Raw genomic sequence first — 17,805 nt, 5'->3', positions numbered from 1 at the left:
CCTCATTAGGCGTCCGGATGAAACTTTCCGAATTCCTTGTTGCTCCGAGAGTGCTTCTCTCACTGCTCGACCGATCCCGAACCAGGAGCGGATACCCCGACTCCGCAGCTCTGACGCATTCCGTCGAACGCGCCGCGCACGCCGACGGTCTCGGCTACCACCGGTTCTGGGTGGCCGAGCATCACGCGGTGCCCGGGATCGGGAGCGGGTCGCCGGCAGTACTGCTTGCCGCAATCGGCGCGCATACGCGCGATATCAGACTCGGGAGCGGTGGGGTCATGCTGCCGAATCACCAACCGCTGATCGTCGCCGAGCAGTTCTTGATGCTGGAGGCTCTGTACCCGGGGCGAATCGATCTCGGCCTCGGCCGATCGCTGGGATTCACGGAACCTGTTCGTCAGGCACTACGACGCAGCAAGGATGCTCCGGACACGTTTGCGTCAGATCTCGAAGAGGTGAGGCGCTATCTGGACGGATCCGCGGCAGTGACGGCACGGCCGGCGTCGGAGACCGGGGTGCCGATCTTCGTACTCGCGACGCGTACAGGTTTGAAAGTGGCAGCGCAACTGGGGCTTCCGGTGGTCGTGGGTGGGCCGATACTCGGAATCGGGAGCACCGACCGGGTGGATGCATTGGACGAGTACCGCCGAGCTTTCCGGGCCACCGACGCTCATCCCGAACCCTATGTGGTGGTTTCTCTCGAAGTGGCGGTTGCCGATACCACCGACGCGGCGCGTGAGTTGCTGATCCCGGAGGCATACGCGCTCGCAGAATCGTCACGGACGGGGGAGTTTCCGCCGCTCGCGTCGCCGGACGAGATCAGGCGCGCCCCGCGCAGTGATCGAAATGCCAGGCGTATCGAGTCGTTCATGGCGTCGGCGCTGCACGGCACACCTGTCGAGGTGAAACAACAGCTTCACGATCTCGCCGAGCGGACCGGTGCCGACGAAGTGCTGGCGTCGACGTCGACGTACGACCGTGACGCGCTTGCACTTTCGGACCGCCTGCTACGTGAGGTGCTTTAGCGGTGTGGTTGATCTAACGGGGCACGTGAAACTCGAGCAGAGTGGCGACGGAGTCGTCGAGTTCGGTCCACGGCACCGGTACGGAGAGGACGGCGATCGCCGAAGTCGGGAACTTGTCGCGGATACGTTGGGCCGCTTCGGAGTTTTCGTTCGATGCGAGATCGAGTGCAGTCCAGGGAATTCCGGGTTCGTGTCCGACGATCAGGAGCGTCTTGACGTGGTCGGACGTGGTTCGCGCAGCTGCAATGACGTCTGCGGGTGAGCCGCCGTAGATGGACTTCTCGAATCCGGCGGGAGCTTCGATTCCCGTCGAGGCAAGGGTTTCGACGGTGCGCCGGGAGGTGGAGCACAGAACGGCGTCTACGGGCGGGACGTTTTCGCGGATCCATTCGCCGCCGATGCGGGCCTCGCGCAGGCCCCGTTCGGCGAGCGGACGCTCGTGATCACGGATGCCCTCGGGGTAGGTGGACTTGCCGTGTCGCATGAGGACGAGGGTGCGGTGGTCGGCCATGCGTTCACGGTATCCGCTTTGTGCCCGTCAGTCCGGTTACTCTGGATGGTCAGGACCTTGAAGGAGGTTTTCGATGGCCGGTAAGAAGCTCGATCGAACTAATGCCCGAACTGCACTCGAGGTGGTACGCGAAAGCCCCACCATCGCTTTCATCACCGTTGCCCCGGCAGTGGTCGTGTTCGGCGTGGTGTGGTGGCTCTTCGGTTTCTGGGCCGCGATTCTTCTTGCGTTGGTGTTCGGTGTCGCGGCTGTCGCGACCCAGAAACTGCGTTAGAGGGCGCTCACCTGCGCAACTGCGCGGAGCGCTTCGCCGACCAGGAACCAGACCGTGACGGTCTTGTCGTCGACGCGGCTGCGCAGGACGACGTCGTCACTGGAGACGATGGGGGAGAGGTACTCGATCAGTGCTCGATGCGGAACTGTACGCAGTTCGGTGCGCGCGCTGAGGACCTCTTCGACTGCCTGCCAGTAGACGGCGTTGTTGACGTGGTCGAACGGGTCGATATCCGTGGCGCGCAGAGCGAACGGCGTGTCCAGAACACCCGCGTCGTCTGCCTCCGGTGCGTTCTCGGCGAGGACACGCTTCCACTTCAGGCGATGCTCGTCGGTGGATTCTTCCAACGGCCGCATGAAGTCGTCGCTCATCCTGGTGGGCATGCCTGACTCGGCGCTGATGTTGATCCAGAAGCCTTCGGTTTCCATCAGCGCGCCGTTGCTGCCGTCGAAGCGCACGCGCATGTTCGCCCATCTCGTGGAGAAGCCGGAGCACCAGCGAGTCATCGTCAACTCTTCCGGCCAGATCGCCGGGCGTACGACATCGACGACCGTACGACGCACTATCCAGAGCGGATGAGTGTCGATGGCGCCGGCGGCTTCGATGTTGTCGTTGCCGATGTCCTGCAGATAACGGGCGACGGCGTCGAGCCTGGCCTGCTTGGCGACGTCGATGTCGCCGGTACGGACCGGGCGGGACTTGACGAAGATCGGTCCTCTGTCTGGCTGCGGCGCGAGCGTGAGATCTGGGTTCACGTGAGATTCCTGTTCGCTGGAGTGAGCCGATTCTGTCAGGCTTTTCAGCGAGTGGCGATTATCTGCTTTCCGCAGCCGGAACCGTCGACCATTCGTGCCACGGCGACGGCGGTGTCGGCAAGGGGATGAACGGAGTCGATCACCGGGGTGATGACACCTGCGTCGATCATTGCCGTCAGCACCTCCAGATCCTCGGCGTTCTCCGAAGCCATCAAAGACCCGAGCTTCTGAGATACGAACGGAGACAAGCACAGTGCGCGGATTTGGCGATCGATTCCGCCGAGCCACCGTCCGCCGTTCTCGCCGCCCACGATCACGAGCCTTCCGGTGCGTGTGAGCGCCCGTCGAAGATCTCGCAGTCGGCGGTTGCCGCCGGTGTCGATGATGACGTCGTACCGATGCGATCCGTCGGTGGCGTCGTCGACGCGGTAGTCGAGAACCTCGTCGGCACCGAGGGAGCGGACGGTATCGGTTTTCGAGGTGCTGCATACGCCGGTGACGAGCGCGCCCATGGCTTTCGCCACCTGCACCGCGTAGATCCCGACGCCACCGGATGCACCGAGAACGAGGACGGATTGCCCGGCCTGCACGCGGCCGTGGTCGCGCACGGCTTGCAGCGCTGTGAGGCCGGAGACCGGCACCGCTGCTGCTTGTGCGAACGACAACCGGGCAGGTTTTGCAGCAATCTTCGTCTCGAGTGCGCACGCGTACTCCGCGAACGAACCGACCGCGATCCCGTATACCTCCTGGCCGACTGCCACGCGGGTCACCGAACTGCCGACGGCCTCCACTCGGCCGGAAACGTCCAGTCCGCGGACCCGGTTCTCAGGTCTGCGCAGTCCAAATCCCGCGAGGCGCAACGGATATGGCAGTCCGGCCATGAGATGCCATGCCCCGCGGTCGACGGACGCGGCCTCGACGCGAATCAGCACTTCGTTGTCGGCGACAGTGGGGCGCGGAATGTGGTCGAGGTAGAGAACGTCGGCTTCGCCGTAGCGATCCTGTACGACGGCGGTCATCAGTTCCTGCGGCATGCGAGTCTCCGTTCGTCGAATGCTTACACCGTAAGTATTGCACTTACGGTGTAAGTTCTGTCAATGTGGAGAAGCGCACAAGATTGACCCGAGATGATGTTGTACGCGCTGCCGTGGCGCTTGCAGATTCCGTCGGAATCGATTCGATGACCATGCGGAAGCTGGGGACCGAACTGGGCGTCGAGGCGATGTCTCTGTACAACCATGTTTCGGACAAGGGGGATCTGCTCGACGGAATGGTCGACGCGGTCTTTGCGGAGATCGATCTTCCGACGCCGGGACTGCCGTGGCGAACGGAAGTTCACGCGCGAGCGGTATCGACTCGGGAGGTGCTGGGGAGGCACCCGTGGGCAACTCCGTTGATGGAGTCCCGAACGACGCCTGGTCCCGCGACCCTGCGCCACCACGACGCCGTCATCGGAACACTACGCGCTGCCGACTTTCCGGTCGCCCTTGCTGCGCATGCCTTTTCGATCATGGATGCGTACATCTACGGCTTCGTGCTGCAAGAGGTGAGCTTGCCGTTCGAAACAGCGCAGGAAACGACGGAACTGGCGAAGGCGATCATGGGCTCGTTCGAGAGCGGTCAGTATCCGCACCTGGCCGAGCTGACCACCGAGCACGTCCTAGCTCCGGGATACAGCTACGCCGCCGAATTCGCTTTCGGTCTTGATCTGATTCTCGACGGACTCGAACGTCTGCACATCGGGAGCGAACGATGATCTGACGTGAGTACCGGGTTAAAGTCGAGAAAACCGGGTTACCGGTCCAGACTTCAGATGTCCCGAAGAGGAGCTTTCTGTGCGCGCCATGGTGGTTACGGAACTGTCCGGTCCCGAAGGAATTGTCGCGCAGGAGGTTCCCGAGCCCGCAGCCGAAGGTCTTGTTCTCATCGATGTGAAGGCCAGTGGTGTCTGCTTTCCGGACCTACTCATCACCTACGGCAAGTATCAGATCCGCCCGGAACCGCCGTTCATTCCCGGCGCAGAGATCTCGGGCGTCGTGGTCTCCGCGCCGGAAGGGTCGGGTTTCGCTCCGGGCGATCGTGTTCTCGCGGCCGCGTATCTGGGCGGCTATGCAGAGCGGATTGCCGTCAACCCGGCGCAGGTACTCCGAATTCCGGACGGACTCGCCTTCGACGAGGCGGCCTCTCTGATCATCAACTATCAGACGATGGAGTTCGCGCTGGCTCGTCGCGCGAAGATCGTCGCGGGGGAGACGGTCGTCGTGCTCGGCGCTGCGGGCGGAGTCGGAACGGCAACCATCCAGCTGGCCAAGGCACACGGGGCTCGGGTGATTGCCGTAGTGCGACGCGAAGGCGTCGAGGACTTCTTGCGTGAGCTCGGTGCCGACGAGGTTGTCGCGCTGGCTCCGGGATGGGGAGAGCGGATTCGGGAACTGACCGACGGCGTCGGCGCTCAGATCGTGGTAGATCCGGTAGGCGGGGATGCGTTCGACGACGCGGTCCGGGTTCTGGCGCCGGAGGGGCGTCTTGTGGTTATCGGTTTTGCCGGCGGCGGCATTCCTCAGGTCAAGGTGAACCGGGTGCTGTTCCGCAATATCAGCATTGTCGGCGCGGCGTGGGGCGAGTTCACGCGCACCAATCCCGAAGCGGTAGCCGAGGTGCATGCATCGCTGGTAGAACACGTCCGGAACGGCTTGCGTCCGCTGGTCAAGGCACGGTATCCGCTTGCCGACGCAGCAGTTGCCCTGGCTGATCTCGAAAGCGGCAAAGTTCTCGGAAAGGCCATCTTGCTGCAGGAATGATTCTTCGCAACGTGATGGTGCTCACCAAATAATAAGTTGCAACATGTTTTCATTTGGGCAATAGTTGCAACCGCACTACCATTTGCCAGGTGATCGCTTCCGATTCTGATGACCTGTATGGAGCACTCGACGAGTTGTTCACTCGCCTGATGAGCGCCGGTGATTCGGAGTCGATCGATGCGTTGATCGAACTGGATCTCTCGTTCTCTCAGGTGCGTGTGCTGTTCGTACTTGCACAACGTGATGCGGCGATCCCGATCAACGAGGTTGCCGACGAGCTTCGGCTCTCGGTGGCAGCTACGGGGCGGAACATCGATCAGCTCGTGAACATGGGTCTGGTCGATCGCCGTGAAGACGAGCGGGACCGACGCGTCAAGCGGGTTTCCTTGTCGGAGGCCGGTCGTAAGGTGACGACCAACCACATCGAGTGCAAGCGCGGCCAGCTTCGCGAATTCGCGTCGCGTGTTCCTGAGCCAGAGCGGATTCGTTTGTTCGAGGCTCTCAAGCCCATTCTCGCGGGTGACTATCTGCGAGCACTTAACCAGGAGACTTCGCGATGACATCGCCGAACGCGCCGGCACCGGCGTCCGACAAACTTGACGGGGCGGTCCTCAAGATCGCTTCCGTGGTGGTGCTCGGCGCCATCATGTCGATTCTCGACGTAACCGTGGTGAGCGTCGCGCTCACCACTTTTGCCGAGGACTTCGAAACTTCGTACGCCACCGTCGCGTGGACGATGACGGCCTACACGCTCGCCTTGGCGACGGTCATTCCGGTTACCGGTTGGGCTGCCGACCGTTTCGGCACCAAGCGCCTGTACATGACGGCCCTGGTGCTGTTCGTGCTCGGTTCGGTCGCTTGTGCGATGGCGTGGGACATCACCTCGCTCATCGGCTTCCGCGTGCTCCAGGGTCTCGGCGGCGGCATGTTGATGCCGCTCGGTATGACGATCATGACCCGGGCCGCCGGTCCGGACCGTGTCGGTCGTGTCATGGCAGTTCTCGGTATCCCGATGCTGCTCGGTCCCATCGGCGGCCCGATTCTCGGTGGTTGGCTGATCGAGGCCGCGAGCTGGCACTGGATCTTCCTGATCAACTTGCCGATCGGCATCATCGCTCTGGCTGCTGCGTTCATCATTCTGCCGTCCGACAAGGCGAAGCCTTCGGAGTCCTTCGACTTCCTCGGCATGATCCTGCTGTCGCCCGGTCTGGCGCTGTTCCTGTTCGGTGTGTCGTCCATCCCTGAGGTGGGAACCGTTGCGTCGGCTCGAGTTCTGGTGTCGGCCGGTATCGGTCTGGCACTGATCATCGCCTTCGTGTTTCACGCGCTCAACAAGGATCACCCGCTGATCGACCTGCACCTGTTCAAGAACCGTCAGTTGACCACCGCCGTCATCACGACGTCGCTGTTCATCGTCGCGTTCATGGGCGCCGGGTTGCTGTTCCCGAGCTACTTCATTCAGGTCGGCGGGCACACCACGCTCGCGGCCGGATTGTTGATGGCTCCACAGGGGCTGGGCGCTATGGTCACCATGCCGATCGCTGGTCGACTGGTCGACAAGATCGGCCCGGGCAAGATCGTCCTGACCGGTTTGCCGCTGATTCTCATCGGTTTGGGTGTGTTCACACAGGTTGCCTCGGATTCCCCGACGTGGCTGCTGATGGGCGCCTTGTTCGTCATGGGCCTCGGTATGGGTTGCACCATGATGCCGCTGATGACCGCAGCTATCGTGACGCTCTCCAACGAGCAGATCGCTCGCGGTTCCACTCTGATGAACATCGTTCAGCAGACTGCAGGTTCGATCGGTACCGCCGTGATGTCGGTGGTCTTGACCAACCAGCTTCTCGATCGTGGCCTCGATACGACGATGGTCGGTGCGGCGTCGCACATTCCGACCGAGCCGGGAAGTCCGCAGGAGTCTGCTGCGAATTCGATTCTCAGTGCGGCGTCGGACGCTTTCGGCAACACCTTCCTCGTTGCCACTGTGCTGATCGTCCTGACCCTCATCCCGGCGTTCTTCCTGCCGCGGAGCAAGACCACCAGGCCGGTGGCCGAGGGCGAGACGGCAACGCCGATCGTTATGCACTGACCGCTTTTCGGTAGATCGTTTGTCCAGATGAGGGCGGCACACATCTTGTGTGCCGCCCTCATCTTTTTGCCGTGGAATACAGCTGGATGGTTGAATGTTTGATCAGTTACATGCAAACGCATGGATCTAGTTCGCGGAGGAGCAACCATGCAGTTCGGAATCTTCACGGTCGGTGACGTCACCACTGATCCCACGACGGGTAAGACCCCGACAGAGCACGAGCGCATCAAGGCCATGACGACCATCGCCAAGCACGCCGAGGAAGTCGGTCTCGACGTCTTCGCGACCGGCGAGCACCACAACAAGCCGTTCGTGCCGTCATCTCCGACCACGATGCTCGGATACATCGCGGCCCAGACCGAGAAGATCACGCTCTCCACTTCCACGACGCTGATCACCACCAACGACCCGGTGAAGATCGCCGAGGACTACGCGATGCTTCAACACCTCGCTGAGGGGCGTGTCGATCTGATGATGGGACGCGGAAACACCGCGCCGGTGTACCCGTGGTTCGGCAAGGACATTCGCGCCGGTATCCCGTTGGCACTCGAGAACTATCAACTTCTTCGCCGGCTCTGGGACGAGGAGGTCGTGAACTGGCAAGGGGAGCACCGCACACCGCTGCAGGGATTCACGTCCACCCCGCGCCCGCTGGACGGCGTCGCGCCGTTCGTGTGGCACGGTTCGATCCGCAGCCCCGAGATCGCGGAGATCGCGGCCTATCACGGCGATGGATTCTTCGCGAACAACATCTTCTGGCCGAAAGAGCACTACATCGAGCTGATCAATCTCTACCGCCAGCGTTACGAGCATTACGGCCACGGCTCCGCGGATCAGGCGATTGTCGGTCTCGGTGGTCAGGTCTTCATGCGCAAGAACAGTCAGGACGCGGTCAAGGAATTCCGTCCGTATTTCGACAATGCTCCGGTGTACGGCCACGGGCCCTCACTCGAAGAGTTCACCGAGCAGACGCCGCTGACCGTCGGTTCCCCTGAGCAGGTCATCGAGAAGACGTTGGCGTTTGCCGATTTCTTCGGTGACTACCAGCGCCAGCTGTTCCTGATGGATCACGCCGGGTTGCCGCTCAAGACGGTGCTCGAGCAGCTCGATCTGCTCGGTGAGGAAGTTGTTCCGGTTCTGCGCCGTGAGTTCGCGGCCAGGCGGCCAGCACATGTGCCGGACAACCCGCCCACTCACGCGTCGATGAAGGCGGCTCGTGAGGCAAGCAGTGTCACTGCCTGACGAGCAACCGCCTGAGGTTCCGGTCAGTACCACCGAACTCGCCACCGACGCCTGGGAAGCCTTGTTTCGCGCCCAGGTGTCGGTGCTGCGGCGGCTCTCTGCCGACGACGTCTGGGATCAGGTGTCGATGCGCGAGTACGACGTGCTGTTCACATTGAGCCTCACACCGAGTAGTTCACTTCGCCTGCATGACCTGAATCGCGAGATCCTGTTGAGCCAGCCGTCACTCAGCCGCCTGGTAGAACGGTTGGAGGGTGAAGGTCTGGTATCGAGAAGTGTTGATCCACAGGATCGCCGCGGGACGATCGTGCAACTCACCGAAGCGGGTGCAGCGCTGCAGAAATCAGTGGGCCGTCGTCATGCGGCGAGCATTCGTCGCCACGTCGGACCGGCCCTGGACGCGGATGAACTTCGAATGTTGGCCGAATTGTGCACGCGTCTGCGTCTCGCGCAGTCATGACTAGAGGCAGGATGGACGATATGAGCAACCTCGAAGCGCAGCCCGTCGAGCAGGAATGCGAAGGCCATCCGGCGGAGAGCGAGATTCAGATTCTCACCCCGCGCGACGTACCGCTCGGTGGCCCGCGGGCGATGCGAGTGCGTCGCACCCTTCCGCAACGCGAGCGTTCGCTGATCGGGGCATGGTGTTTTGCCGATCATTACGGTCCGGATGACGTCGGCTCAGGACCGGGCATGCATGTGCCGCCGCATCCGCATACCGGATTGCAAACGGTGAGTTGGCTGTTCACCGGAGAGATCGAGCACCGTGACAGCATCGGTTCCCATGCGATGGTGCGGCCGGGTGAACTGAATTTGATGACGGCCGGGAGTGGGATCGCGCACTCCGAAGTGTCGACGCCGAATACGAAGGTTCTGCACGGGATGCAGTTGTGGGTGGCGCTGCCGGATGCGGCACGCGATACCGCACCCGCGTTCGTTCACTATCGACCGGAGCCGGTGACCACCGATGGTGCCACGCTCAGTGTGTTCCTCGGCTCGCTCGCCGGTGACACGTCTCCGGTGTCTACCTTCACCGAATTGCTCGGTGCCGAGGTGATTCTCGATCCTGGGGCCGAGATCGCCCTCGATGTCGATCGTTCACATGAGCACGGCGTGATCGTCGATCAAGGATCGGTTGTTCTGCGTGGTACCACCGTCGGCTGGGCCGAGTTGGGTTATCAAGCACCGGGTTTCGGAAAACTGACTTTGCGCAATCCGGGATCCGAACCGGCTCGACTGCTACTTCTCGGCGGGAAACCGTTGGGCGAGCAGGTCATCATGTGGTGGAACTTCATGGGTCGTACCCACGAAGAGATCGTCGAGTATCGACGCAAGTGGCAGGCCGAGCTGGCCTCCGGATTCGACGGCAGCGTCCCGGACCAGCGTTTCGGCGTCGTGCCGGGATACGACGGCCCGGCGCTCCCGGCACCCGAGTTGCCGAACAGTACGTTGCGGCCCCGAGGCTAGTCGGTGCTCTTGCGGCTACCGTCCGCGAGCATCGTCTCGATCAGGCCTGTTCGATGTCCTGGTGAGCCTTCGCGAGCATGATGTAGCCGGCGCCGTTGGCGGTGATACCGGCCTTTTCGCCTTCGGAGAGTTCACGTTTGACCTTGGCGGGCACGCCGGCGACCAGTGACCCAGGCGGGATTTGCATCCCCTGAGACACGACCGCACCGGCTGCAATCAGTGATCCCGAACCGATGTGTGCGCCGTTGAGCACCACGGCACCCATGCCGACGAGAACGTCGTCTTCGACGGTGCACCCGTGCAGCACTGCGTTGTGGCCGACCGAGATTCGCTCGCCCAGCACTGCGGGGAACGTGGGGTCGGCGTGCACCGTGCAGTTGTCCTGAATGTTGGTGTCAGCGCCGATGGAGATCGATTCTGCGTCGCCGCGGATAACCGCGCCGTACCAGATGCTGGCTCCCGCAGCGATGGTCACAGCGCCGACAACGGTGGCGTTGGGTGCGATGAATGCACTTTCGTCGATCTGCGGGGTGTTACCGAGAACGGTGGCGATGATCGGGTTGGTCATGGTTCTCCTGTGCGTTGGAATGACGTGCTCTGACGGTACCTGGACTATTTCGGTGTGGACTTTCGATTCATGACGACCGTCCCGACACCCGCGGTCACCACCAGTCCGATGGCGACGAGTGTGAAAGCGTCGAGCGTTTGCCCGATCACGAGGACTCCGGCCAGTGCGGCCGCTGCCGGTTCGAGGGCGATGAGGACCGCGAAGACCTTCTTGGCCAAGGAGCGCAGCGCCCACATTTCCAAGCTGTACGGGATGACGGACGAGAGGATGGCGACGGCGGCGCCTGCGGCGAGCATCTTCGGATCCAGCAGTTCACTTCCGCCCGAGACGACGCCGAAGGGCAGCGTCAATACGGCTGCGACGATGCTTGCGCCTGCCAACCCGTCGGCGCTCGGGAGCGTCGCGGCCAGGTGGGAACCGGCCACGATGTATCCGGCCCACGCAGTGGCGGCGATCAACGCGAACATCACCCCGATCGGGTCCAATCCGGATTCGCCGTGATCCCCCAACCCGAGCAGCAACACTCCGCCGAAGGCGAGCAGCACCCACGCTCCGTCGGCCCACCGACGCGACAGAACTGCGGCCAGCGTCAACGGTCCGAGGAACTCGATGGTGACGGCGGTGCCGATGGGCACCGTGTCGAGGGCGAGGTAGAAGGCGCCGTTCATCACGGCGAGGGCGATGCCCAGCGCGAAGATGCCTTTGCGTTGCCGGTTCGACCACCTGCTCCATCGCGGGCGGACGATGACGCCGAGGATGATCGCGGCGATCGTCAGCCGAAGCGTCGTGGCTCCGGCCGGCCCGATCTGCGAGAACAGGGTCGTCGCGAATGCCGCTCCGAACTGGAGCGACAGTATCGAGGTGAGGACCGCGCCGACCGGCAGTAGCTGACTGCCCGCCTTCATTCTCCGGTGAACTCGGGACTTCGACGCTCGAGCATCGCGGCGACGGCTTCGTGGTGATCTCGGGTGTGGTGGGCGATCGACTGCATGGCGGCCGAGAGTTCGAGCAGGCTCTCGAGGCTCTGGTGCTGGCCTTCGCGGAGGAGTTTCTTGGTCATGCGGAGTACCTGCGGGGGATTGGCGGCTACTCGAGCTGCCAAAGCGTGCGCTGCGGAAAGCAATTCCTCGGGTTCGGTGATCTGCGAGACCAGACCCCAGTCGAGTGCCTTCGCAGCATCGATGGGTTCGCCGGTGAACGCCATCTCGGCGGCGCGGGCGTTGCCGATCGCGCGGGGGAGCAGCCAGGCTCCGCCGTCGCCGGGGATGAGTCCCACCTTGACGAAGCTCTCGGCGAAGACTGCGGCGGTCGAGGCGATGCGGAGGTCACACATGAGGGAGAGGTCGCAGCCCGCTCCGATGGCCGGGCCGTTGACGGCTGCGATGGTCGGCACCTCACATGTGTACAGCGCGAGCGGAATGCGCTGGATGCCGTGCCGGTAGCCCTGGCGGATCTCGCCGGGAGCACCACCGAACATGCCTTCCTTGTCTCGCATGTGTTTGACGTTGCCGCCGGAGGAGAAAGCCGACCCGGCCCCCGTGAGGATGACCGCTCGCACACTCTGATCTCGGTTGACTGCGGTGACCGCGTCTTCGAGGGCCCCGATCATGTCGATCTCGGAGATCGCGTTGCGGGTGTCCGGGCGATTGAGGGTCCACGTGACCACATCGCCGGTTCGCGAGATCAGTATGGCGTCGCTCATGGGTGCTCCTGGTAGTCGATGGCAGTTGAGCTCAGTCTCTCACCACAAGATTTCTCAATAACAATCATTCGTGCTTGATTTTTATGGACCCGGGTGTGATGCTGGTCGCATGGCCGAACTTCAGACGTTCATCGATGACTTGCGGGCCGAAGGCGAGAGCCTCGACGCCCTGGTTGCGGATCTGCCCGAGGAGAAGTGGGCGACAATGACGCCGGCGGAAGGGTGGAGCGTCGCGCATCAGATCGGGCACCTGCACTGGACGGACAGTGCTGCGATCCTGGCGATCACCGACCCGGACGGGTTTGCGGAGCAGTTGAAGGCGGCGTTCGTGAATCCGGCGGGATTTGTCGACGACGGTGCTGCCGAGCAGGCGGCCCGCCCGCCGGCGGAGTTGCTCGCCGATTGGCGAGCGGGGCGCACCGCTCTCGTCGAGGCTCTCACCGCCGCCCCGTCCGGTACCAAGTTTCCTTGGTATGGCCCGCCCATGGGCGGTGTCTCCATGGCTACCGCGCGACTGATGGAGACGTGGGCGCACGGGCAGGACGTTGCCGACGCACTCGGCGTCGAACGAGCCCCGACGGCGCGCATCAAGAACATCGCTCACCTGGGTGTGCGGACGCGAAACTTCGCGTACTCGGTCAACGAGAAGACGCCGCCCGCCGACGATTTCCGGGTTGAGTTGACGGCGCCGGACGGTTCGCTCTGGACCTGGGGGCCGGAAGATGCACCGCAGAAGGTGACCGGGCCCGCGTTGGACTTCTGCCTGCTGGTCACCCAGCGCGCCAATCGCGCCGATCTCGATCTGGTTGCCGTTGGTGCCGACGCAGACGAGTGGTTGGGGTTCGCGCAGGCATTTGCCGGACCCAGCGGCGAGGGACGAGCCGCACGAGAAGCGAAGGTGGATAAATGAGTTCGGTACGGATCGGTAACTGCTCCGGTTTCTACGGCGACCGCGTCTCGGCGATGCGCGAGATGCTCGAGGGCGGCGAACTCGACTACCTGACCGGCGACTACCTTGCCGAACTGACGATGTTGATCCTCGGACGGGACCGGATGAAGGACCCGTCGCTCGGCTACGCGAAGACGTTCCTGCGACAGGTGGAAGACACCCTCGGACTTGCGCTCGACAAGGGCGTGAAGATCGTCGCGAATGCCGGCGGTCTCAACCCGGCTGGACTGGCCGAGGCGCTGCGCGAGGTCAACACCAGGTTGGGGTTGAACGCGAAGATCGCCCACGTCGAGGGCGACGATCTGGTCTCTCGGGCAGACGAACTCGGACTCGGCTCCCCGCTGACGGCCAACGCGTACCTCGGCGCCTGGGGCATCGTCGAAGCATTGTCGGCCGACGCCGATGTTGTGGTCACCGGACGTGTCACCGACGCTTCGGTGATCGTCGGTCCCGCCGCTCACCATTTCGGTTGGAAGCGAGATGATTTCGATCAGCTGGCCGGTGCTGTCGCGGCGGGCCACGTCATCGAGTGCGGAACCCAGGCCACCGGCGGCAACTACGCGTTCTTCACCGAGGTTCCGAATCTGGGCCGTCCTGGCTTCCCGATCGCCGAGATCAACGCGGACGGATCTTCGGTCATCACCAAGCATGCCGGTACGGACGGCGAGGTGAGCGTCGGCACCGTGACGGCGCAGCTGCTGTACGAGATCACGGGTGGACGCTACGCAGGCCCGGACGTGACCACCCGCATCGACAACGCGGTGCTCACCCAGGAAGGCCCGGATCGGGTGCTGATCAGCGGAGTCACGGGCGAGGCTCCGCCGCCGCAGTACAAGGTCTCACTCAACACGCTGGCCGGGTTCCGCAACGAGGCCACTTTCATTCTCACGGGTCTCGACATCGAGGCCAAAGCGGATCTGGCGAAGACTCAACTCGAATCCTGGCTGACGAAGAAGCCCGCCGAACTGGTCTGGACTCTCGCTCGCACGGATCACCCGGATTCCGACACCGAGGAAACCGCGAGTGCGTTGCTGCGCTGCGTGGTTCGCGATTCCGATCCCAAGGTGATCGGTCGTCCCTTCTCTGCGGTTGCGGTGGAAATGGCGCTTGCCAGTTACCCAGGCTTCTCGCTGACCGCGCCGCCGAGCAACGGACAACCGTACGGAGTGTTCACCCCCGGCTACGTCGACGCGGGATCGGTGCCTCACGTGGCCGTACTGCCCGACGGCACTCGCGTGGACATCGCTCCGTCGACGCTGACGCAGGACCTCGAAGCCGTCGACGAACCTGAGCGTCCGGAGCCGTTGCCGCCACAGTCTTCGCTTTCGGTGCCACTCGGCACGATCGCCGGTGCCCGTAGTGGCGACAAGGGTGGAAATGCCAACGTCGGCGTCTGGGTTCGCACGGACGATCAGTGGAAGTGGTTGGCGCACAATCTGACCGTCGAAATGCTCAAGGAACTGCTACCGGAAGCAGCAGACCTGAACGTCACTCGCTACCAGCTTCCGCACCTTCGTGCCGTCAACTTCGTGATCGAGGGAATCCTCGGTCAGGGTGTTGCCTCGCAGGCGCGGTTCGATCCGCAGGCCAAGGGAATTGGTGAATGGCTGCGTTCGCGCCACATCGACATCCCGATTTCGCTACTCCCCGTAACTGACGAGAAAGAGGATTCACGGTGACCGTGTGGACCACACCGGAAAGGCTTGCGCTTCGCGAGACCGTACGCGGATTCGTGAACCAGGAGATTTTGCCGCATCTGACGCAGTGGGAGCGTGACGGTGAGATTCCGTGCGAATTGCACCGCAAGGCAGGCGCTCTCGGGCTGCTCGGCGCCAGTGCTCCCGAATCGGCGGGCGGTGAGGGCGGCGACGCCGTCGACTCCATCGTGATCTGTGAGGAGATGCATCAGGCAGGTGCGTCGGGCGGGCTGTTCGCTTCGCTCTTCACCTGCGGCATCGCGGTGCCGCACCTGATTGCAGCGGGCGACGAGGCGCAGATCGAGAAGTGGGTCAAGCCGACCCTGCGCGGCGACAAGATCGGCTCGCTCGCCATCACCGAGCCTGGCGGAGGCAGCGACGTCGGGCATCTGACAACCACAGCCAAGCGCGACGGCGATCATTACGTCGTGAACGGCGCCAAGACGTTCATCACCTCCGGCGTTCGAGCGGACTTCGTCGTTACAGCGGTGCGCACCGGTGGTCCCGGCGCGGGTGGTGTCTCACTGCTCGTGATCGAGAAGGGCACACCGGGTTTCACCGTCTCACGCAAACTCGAGAAGATGGGCTGGCGTGCATCCGATACCGCGGAACTGTCCTTTGTCGATGCCCGGGTTCCGGTGGAGAATCTGGTCGGCGCAGAGAACAGCGGCTTCGCGCAGATCGCCCAGGCATTTGTTTCCGAACGTGTCGCGCTCGCCGCGCAGGCGTATGCCAGTGCAGAACGTTGCCTGGAGCTGACCCTCGAATGGTGCCGCGCCCGCGAAACTTTCGGTCGCCCCCTGATCAGCCGGCAGGCCGTGCAGAACACCGTCACCGAGATGGCCCGCAAGATCGACGTCGCCAAGGTGTACACCCACTCGGTGATCGAGCGGTACATGGCCGGTGACGGCGACCTGATCGCCGAGGTGTGCTTCGCGAAGAACACGGCAGTCGAGACGGGCGAATGGGTTGCGAACCAAGCCGTTCAGCTGTTCGGCGGCCTCGGATACATGCAGGAAAGTGAAGTGGAGAGGCAGTACCGGGACATGCGAATTCTGGGAATCGGTGGCGGAACCACCGAAATCCTCACCGGCCTCGCGGCCAAGCGATTGGGGTATCAGTCATGAGTGTCATCCGGTCAACGCTGGACACCAATTCCGAGGTGTATCAGACCGCAACATCGACCATGAACACCAAGCTCGCCGAGATCGAGGTCGAGCACGCCAAGGCGCTTGCCGGTGGCGGCGAGAAGTACACCGAGCGGCACCACAAGCGGGGAAAGCTTCTGGCGCGCGAGCGGATCGAACTCCTGCTCGATCAGGATTCGCCGTTTCTCGAGCTGTGTCCCCTCGCTGCGTGGGGGAGTGACTTCCCGGTCGGCGCCAGCACCGTGGTCGGTATCGGCGTTGTCGAAGGTGTCGAATGCCTGATCGTCGCCAACGATCCCACTGTGCGCGGCGGCACCAGCAATCCGTGGACGCTGCGTAAGGGATTCCGCGCCAACGACATCGCCATGCAAAATCGTCTCCCGGTGATCTCGCTGGTCGAGTCCGGCGGTGCAGACCTGCCGACGCAGAAGGAGGTGTTCATCCCGGGCGGGCGTATGTTCCGTGACCTCACACAGCTTTCCGCAGCCGGTATCCCCACCATTGCACTGGTCTTCGGTAACTCGACTGCCGGCGGCGCGTACATCCCGGGCATGTCCGACCACGTCGTGATGATCAAGGAACGCTCCAAGGTGTTCCTCGCAGGCCCGCCGCTGGTCAAGATGGCCACCGGTGAGGAATCAGATGACGAGGCACTCGGCGGCGCCGAAATGCACGCTCGCAAGTCCGGGTTGGCTGACTACTTCGCAGCCGACGAGCAGGACGCGATCCGCATCGGTCGCTCGATCGTCAAGCGACTCAACTGGACCAAGAAGGGGCCGGCGCCTCGCGGGGAGATCATCGAACCGCTCGAGGATCCGGAAGAGTTGCTCGGCATCGTTCCGGCCGACCTGAAGATTCCGTTCGATCCGCGTGAGGTCATCGCCCGTATCGTCGACGGTTCCGACTTCGACGAGTTCAAGCCGCTCTACGGTTCCTCCCTCGTGACCGGCTGGGCCGAACTCAACGGTTACCCGATCGGCATCCTGGCCAACGCACGTGGAGTTCTCTTCAGCGAAGAGTCCCAGAAGGCAACGCAGTTCATCCAGCTTGCCAACCGCTCAAACACGCCGTTGCTGTTCCTGCACAACACCACCGGCTACATGGTGGGTAAGGAGTACGAGGAGGGCGGCATGATCAAGCACGGATCGATGATGATCAATGCGGTTGCCAACTCCAAGGTTCCGCACATCTCGATCCTGCTCGGAGCGTCGTACGGCGCCGGTCACTACGGCATGTGCGGACGGGCATTCGATCCGAGATTCCTCTTTGCCTGGCCCAGTTCCAAGTCCGCCGTCATGGGCGGTGCGCAGCTCGCCGGCGTCATCTCCATCGTGGGACGCGCTGCTGCCGAGGCCCGCGGCCAGGTTTTCGACGAGCAGGCTGATGCCGGCATGCGCGCGATGATCGAGAACCAGATCGAGGCCGAGTCACTTCCGATGTTCCTGTCCGGGCGTCTGTACGACGACGGCGTCATCGATCCCCGAGACACCCGCACCGTGGTGGGAATGTGCCTGTCGGCCATTGCCACCGCCCCGATCGAAGGCACCGAGAACTTCGGCGTCTTCCGTATGTGAGGC

The 17,805-nt window shown here is 63.1% G+C and carries 19 protein-coding genes; 13 read left to right on the top strand and 6 right to left on the bottom strand.

Features of this window, described 5'->3' with window-relative positions; translation table 11 throughout:
- Positions 1-17 precede the first annotated feature (17 nt).
- Positions 18-1,025: an LLM class flavin-dependent oxidoreductase gene (locus ABX74_RS22615; RefSeq protein ID WP_047889745.1), complete on the top strand. Its 1,008-nt coding sequence runs from the start codon at positions 18-20 to the stop codon at positions 1,023-1,025.
- A gap of 13 nt (positions 1,026-1,038) precedes the next feature.
- Here the strand turns inward: ABX74_RS22615 and ABX74_RS22610 are convergent, their stop codons facing one another.
- Positions 1,039-1,536, bottom strand: coding sequence for a SixA phosphatase family protein (locus tag ABX74_RS22610; protein ID WP_047889744.1), 498 nt, complete (start codon positions 1,534-1,536; stop codon positions 1,039-1,041).
- A 73-nt stretch (positions 1,537-1,609) separates the two neighbouring features.
- Here ABX74_RS22610 and ABX74_RS22605 point away from each other — a divergent pair, with 73 nt between their 5' ends.
- Positions 1,610-1,810: a hypothetical protein gene (locus ABX74_RS22605; protein ID WP_003941897.1), complete on the top strand. Its 201-nt coding sequence runs from the start codon at positions 1,610-1,612 to the stop codon at positions 1,808-1,810.
- On the opposite strand, the gene ABX74_RS22600 is transcribed toward ABX74_RS22605, so the two are convergent.
- Positions 1,807-2,565 carry an acyl-[acyl-carrier-protein] thioesterase gene (locus tag ABX74_RS22600; protein WP_081098388.1) on the bottom strand — a complete coding sequence of 253 codons (759 nt, stop codon included), beginning with the start codon at positions 2,563-2,565 and terminating at the stop codon, positions 1,807-1,809. The two genes, ABX74_RS22605 and ABX74_RS22600, sit on opposite strands and share 4 nt — an antisense overlap.
- Before the next feature lie 44 nt (positions 2,566-2,609).
- Positions 2,610-3,599: an NAD(P)-dependent alcohol dehydrogenase gene (locus ABX74_RS22595; RefSeq protein ID WP_029254864.1), complete on the bottom strand. Its 990-nt coding sequence runs from the start codon at positions 3,597-3,599 to the stop codon at positions 2,610-2,612.
- A gap of 65 nt (positions 3,600-3,664) precedes the next feature.
- On the opposite strand from ABX74_RS22595, the gene ABX74_RS22590 reads away from it, so the two are divergent.
- The 7 genes from ABX74_RS22590 to ABX74_RS22560 all read left to right on the top strand — a co-directional run bounded on the left by ABX74_RS22590 (position 3,665) and on the right by ABX74_RS22560 (position 10,164).
- Positions 3,665-4,321, top strand: coding sequence for a TetR/AcrR family transcriptional regulator (locus tag ABX74_RS22590; protein WP_021334063.1), 657 nt, complete (start codon positions 3,665-3,667; stop codon positions 4,319-4,321).
- Between the two features lie 79 nt (positions 4,322-4,400).
- Entirely contained in the window at positions 4,401-5,366 is a 966-nt protein-coding gene (locus tag ABX74_RS22585) for an NADPH:quinone oxidoreductase family protein (protein ID WP_019744299.1), read from the top strand.
- An 89-nt stretch (positions 5,367-5,455) separates the two neighbouring features.
- Complete coding sequence (locus tag ABX74_RS22580) at positions 5,456-5,926, top strand: MarR family winged helix-turn-helix transcriptional regulator (RefSeq protein ID WP_003941890.1); 471 nt, start codon at positions 5,456-5,458, stop codon at positions 5,924-5,926.
- Positions 5,923-7,455 carry a DHA2 family efflux MFS transporter permease subunit gene (locus ABX74_RS22575; RefSeq protein WP_003942006.1) on the top strand — a complete coding sequence of 511 codons (1,533 nt, stop codon included), beginning with the start codon at positions 5,923-5,925 and terminating at the stop codon, positions 7,453-7,455. The genes ABX74_RS22580 and ABX74_RS22575 overlap by 4 nt, the downstream gene beginning before the upstream one ends.
- A 147-nt stretch (positions 7,456-7,602) precedes the next feature.
- Entirely contained in the window at positions 7,603-8,697 is a 1,095-nt protein-coding gene (locus ABX74_RS22570; protein ID WP_047889808.1) for an LLM class flavin-dependent oxidoreductase, read from the top strand.
- Positions 8,684-9,157: a MarR family winged helix-turn-helix transcriptional regulator gene (locus tag ABX74_RS22565; protein WP_020906828.1), complete on the top strand. Its 474-nt coding sequence runs from the start codon at positions 8,684-8,686 to the stop codon at positions 9,155-9,157. Before ABX74_RS22570 ends, ABX74_RS22565 begins: the two co-directional genes overlap by 14 nt.
- 20 nt (positions 9,158-9,177) lie before the next feature.
- Complete coding sequence (locus ABX74_RS22560; protein ID WP_029254865.1) at positions 9,178-10,164, top strand: pirin family protein; 987 nt, start codon at positions 9,178-9,180, stop codon at positions 10,162-10,164.
- 40 nt (positions 10,165-10,204) lie between these two features.
- On the opposite strand, the gene ABX74_RS22555 is transcribed toward ABX74_RS22560, so the two are convergent.
- From ABX74_RS22555 to ABX74_RS22545, 3 genes are read right to left on the bottom strand one after another with little or no spacing between them, the layout of a single operon-like run.
- Positions 10,205-10,732, bottom strand: a complete 528-nt coding sequence (locus tag ABX74_RS22555; RefSeq protein ID WP_003941993.1) for a gamma carbonic anhydrase family protein — start codon at positions 10,730-10,732, stop codon at positions 10,205-10,207.
- A 44-nt stretch (positions 10,733-10,776) separates the two neighbouring features.
- Positions 10,777-11,637 carry an EamA family transporter gene (locus ABX74_RS22550; protein ID WP_020906830.1) on the bottom strand — a complete coding sequence of 287 codons (861 nt, stop codon included), beginning with the start codon at positions 11,635-11,637 and terminating at the stop codon, positions 10,777-10,779.
- A complete protein-coding gene (locus ABX74_RS22545) occupies positions 11,634-12,434 on the bottom strand; it encodes a crotonase/enoyl-CoA hydratase family protein (protein WP_047889743.1) in 801 nt (266 codons plus the stop codon). Before ABX74_RS22545 ends, ABX74_RS22550 begins: the two co-directional genes overlap by 4 nt.
- Positions 12,435-12,543: 109 nt before the next feature.
- On the opposite strand from ABX74_RS22545, the gene ABX74_RS22540 reads away from it, so the two are divergent.
- Genes ABX74_RS22540 through ABX74_RS22525 form a run of 4 tightly spaced genes read left to right on the top strand, consistent with a single transcriptional unit; the run spans position 12,544 to position 17,802 of the window.
- Positions 12,544-13,344, top strand: a complete 801-nt coding sequence (locus ABX74_RS22540) for a TIGR03084 family metal-binding protein (RefSeq protein ID WP_020968976.1) — start codon at positions 12,544-12,546, stop codon at positions 13,342-13,344.
- On the top strand, positions 13,341-15,062 hold the full coding sequence (locus tag ABX74_RS22535; RefSeq protein WP_047889742.1) for an acyclic terpene utilization AtuA family protein: 1,722 nt from the start codon (positions 13,341-13,343) through the stop codon (positions 15,060-15,062). Before ABX74_RS22540 ends, ABX74_RS22535 begins: the two co-directional genes overlap by 4 nt.
- A complete protein-coding gene (locus tag ABX74_RS22530; RefSeq protein WP_047889741.1) occupies positions 15,059-16,207 on the top strand; it encodes an acyl-CoA dehydrogenase family protein in 1,149 nt (382 codons plus the stop codon). The genes ABX74_RS22535 and ABX74_RS22530 overlap by 4 nt, the downstream gene beginning before the upstream one ends.
- Positions 16,204-17,802, top strand: coding sequence for an acyl-CoA carboxylase subunit beta (locus tag ABX74_RS22525; protein ID WP_021334058.1), 1,599 nt, complete (start codon positions 16,204-16,206; stop codon positions 17,800-17,802). Before ABX74_RS22530 ends, ABX74_RS22525 begins: the two co-directional genes overlap by 4 nt.
- Positions 17,803-17,805: the final 3 nt, after the last annotated feature.

It is taken from the genome of Rhodococcus sp. ARP2 (assembly GCF_001029585.1).
GTDB classification, from domain to species: Bacteria; Actinomycetota; Actinomycetes; order Mycobacteriales; family Mycobacteriaceae; genus Rhodococcus_F; species Rhodococcus_F erythropolis.
The sequence above is the reverse complement of the archived record's forward strand: the minus strand, read 5'-3'. Positions and strand labels throughout refer to the sequence as shown.

Excerpts from the sequence above, each read along its gene's own strand:
- ABX74_RS22615 (WP_047889745.1), top strand. The coding sequence starts at position 18 with ATGAAACTTTCCGAATTCCTTGTTGCTCCGAGAGTGCTTCTCTCACTG.
- ABX74_RS22610 (WP_047889744.1), bottom strand. The coding sequence starts at position 1,536 with ATGGCCGACCACCGCACCCTCGTCCTCATGCGACACGGCAAGTCCACC.
- ABX74_RS22605 (WP_003941897.1), top strand. The coding sequence starts at position 1,610 with ATGGCCGGTAAGAAGCTCGATCGAACTAATGCCCGAACTGCACTCGAG.
- ABX74_RS22595 (WP_029254864.1), bottom strand. The coding sequence starts at position 3,599 with ATGCCGCAGGAACTGATGACCGCCGTCGTACAGGATCGCTACGGCGAA.
- ABX74_RS22575 (WP_003942006.1), top strand. The coding sequence starts at position 5,923 with ATGACATCGCCGAACGCGCCGGCACCGGCGTCCGACAAACTTGACGGG.
- ABX74_RS22570 (WP_047889808.1), top strand. The coding sequence starts at position 7,603 with ATGCAGTTCGGAATCTTCACGGTCGGTGACGTCACCACTGATCCCACG.
- ABX74_RS22560 (WP_029254865.1), top strand. The coding sequence starts at position 9,178 with ATGAGCAACCTCGAAGCGCAGCCCGTCGAGCAGGAATGCGAAGGCCAT.
- ABX74_RS22555 (WP_003941993.1), bottom strand. The coding sequence starts at position 10,732 with ATGACCAACCCGATCATCGCCACCGTTCTCGGTAACACCCCGCAGATC.
- ABX74_RS22550 (WP_020906830.1), bottom strand. The coding sequence starts at position 11,637 with ATGAAGGCGGGCAGTCAGCTACTGCCGGTCGGCGCGGTCCTCACCTCG.
- ABX74_RS22545 (WP_047889743.1), bottom strand. The coding sequence starts at position 12,434 with ATGAGCGACGCCATACTGATCTCGCGAACCGGCGATGTGGTCACGTGG.
- ABX74_RS22540 (WP_020968976.1), top strand. The coding sequence starts at position 12,544 with ATGGCCGAACTTCAGACGTTCATCGATGACTTGCGGGCCGAAGGCGAG.
- ABX74_RS22535 (WP_047889742.1), top strand. The coding sequence starts at position 13,341 with ATGAGTTCGGTACGGATCGGTAACTGCTCCGGTTTCTACGGCGACCGC.
- ABX74_RS22525 (WP_021334058.1), top strand. The coding sequence starts at position 16,204 with ATGAGTGTCATCCGGTCAACGCTGGACACCAATTCCGAGGTGTATCAG.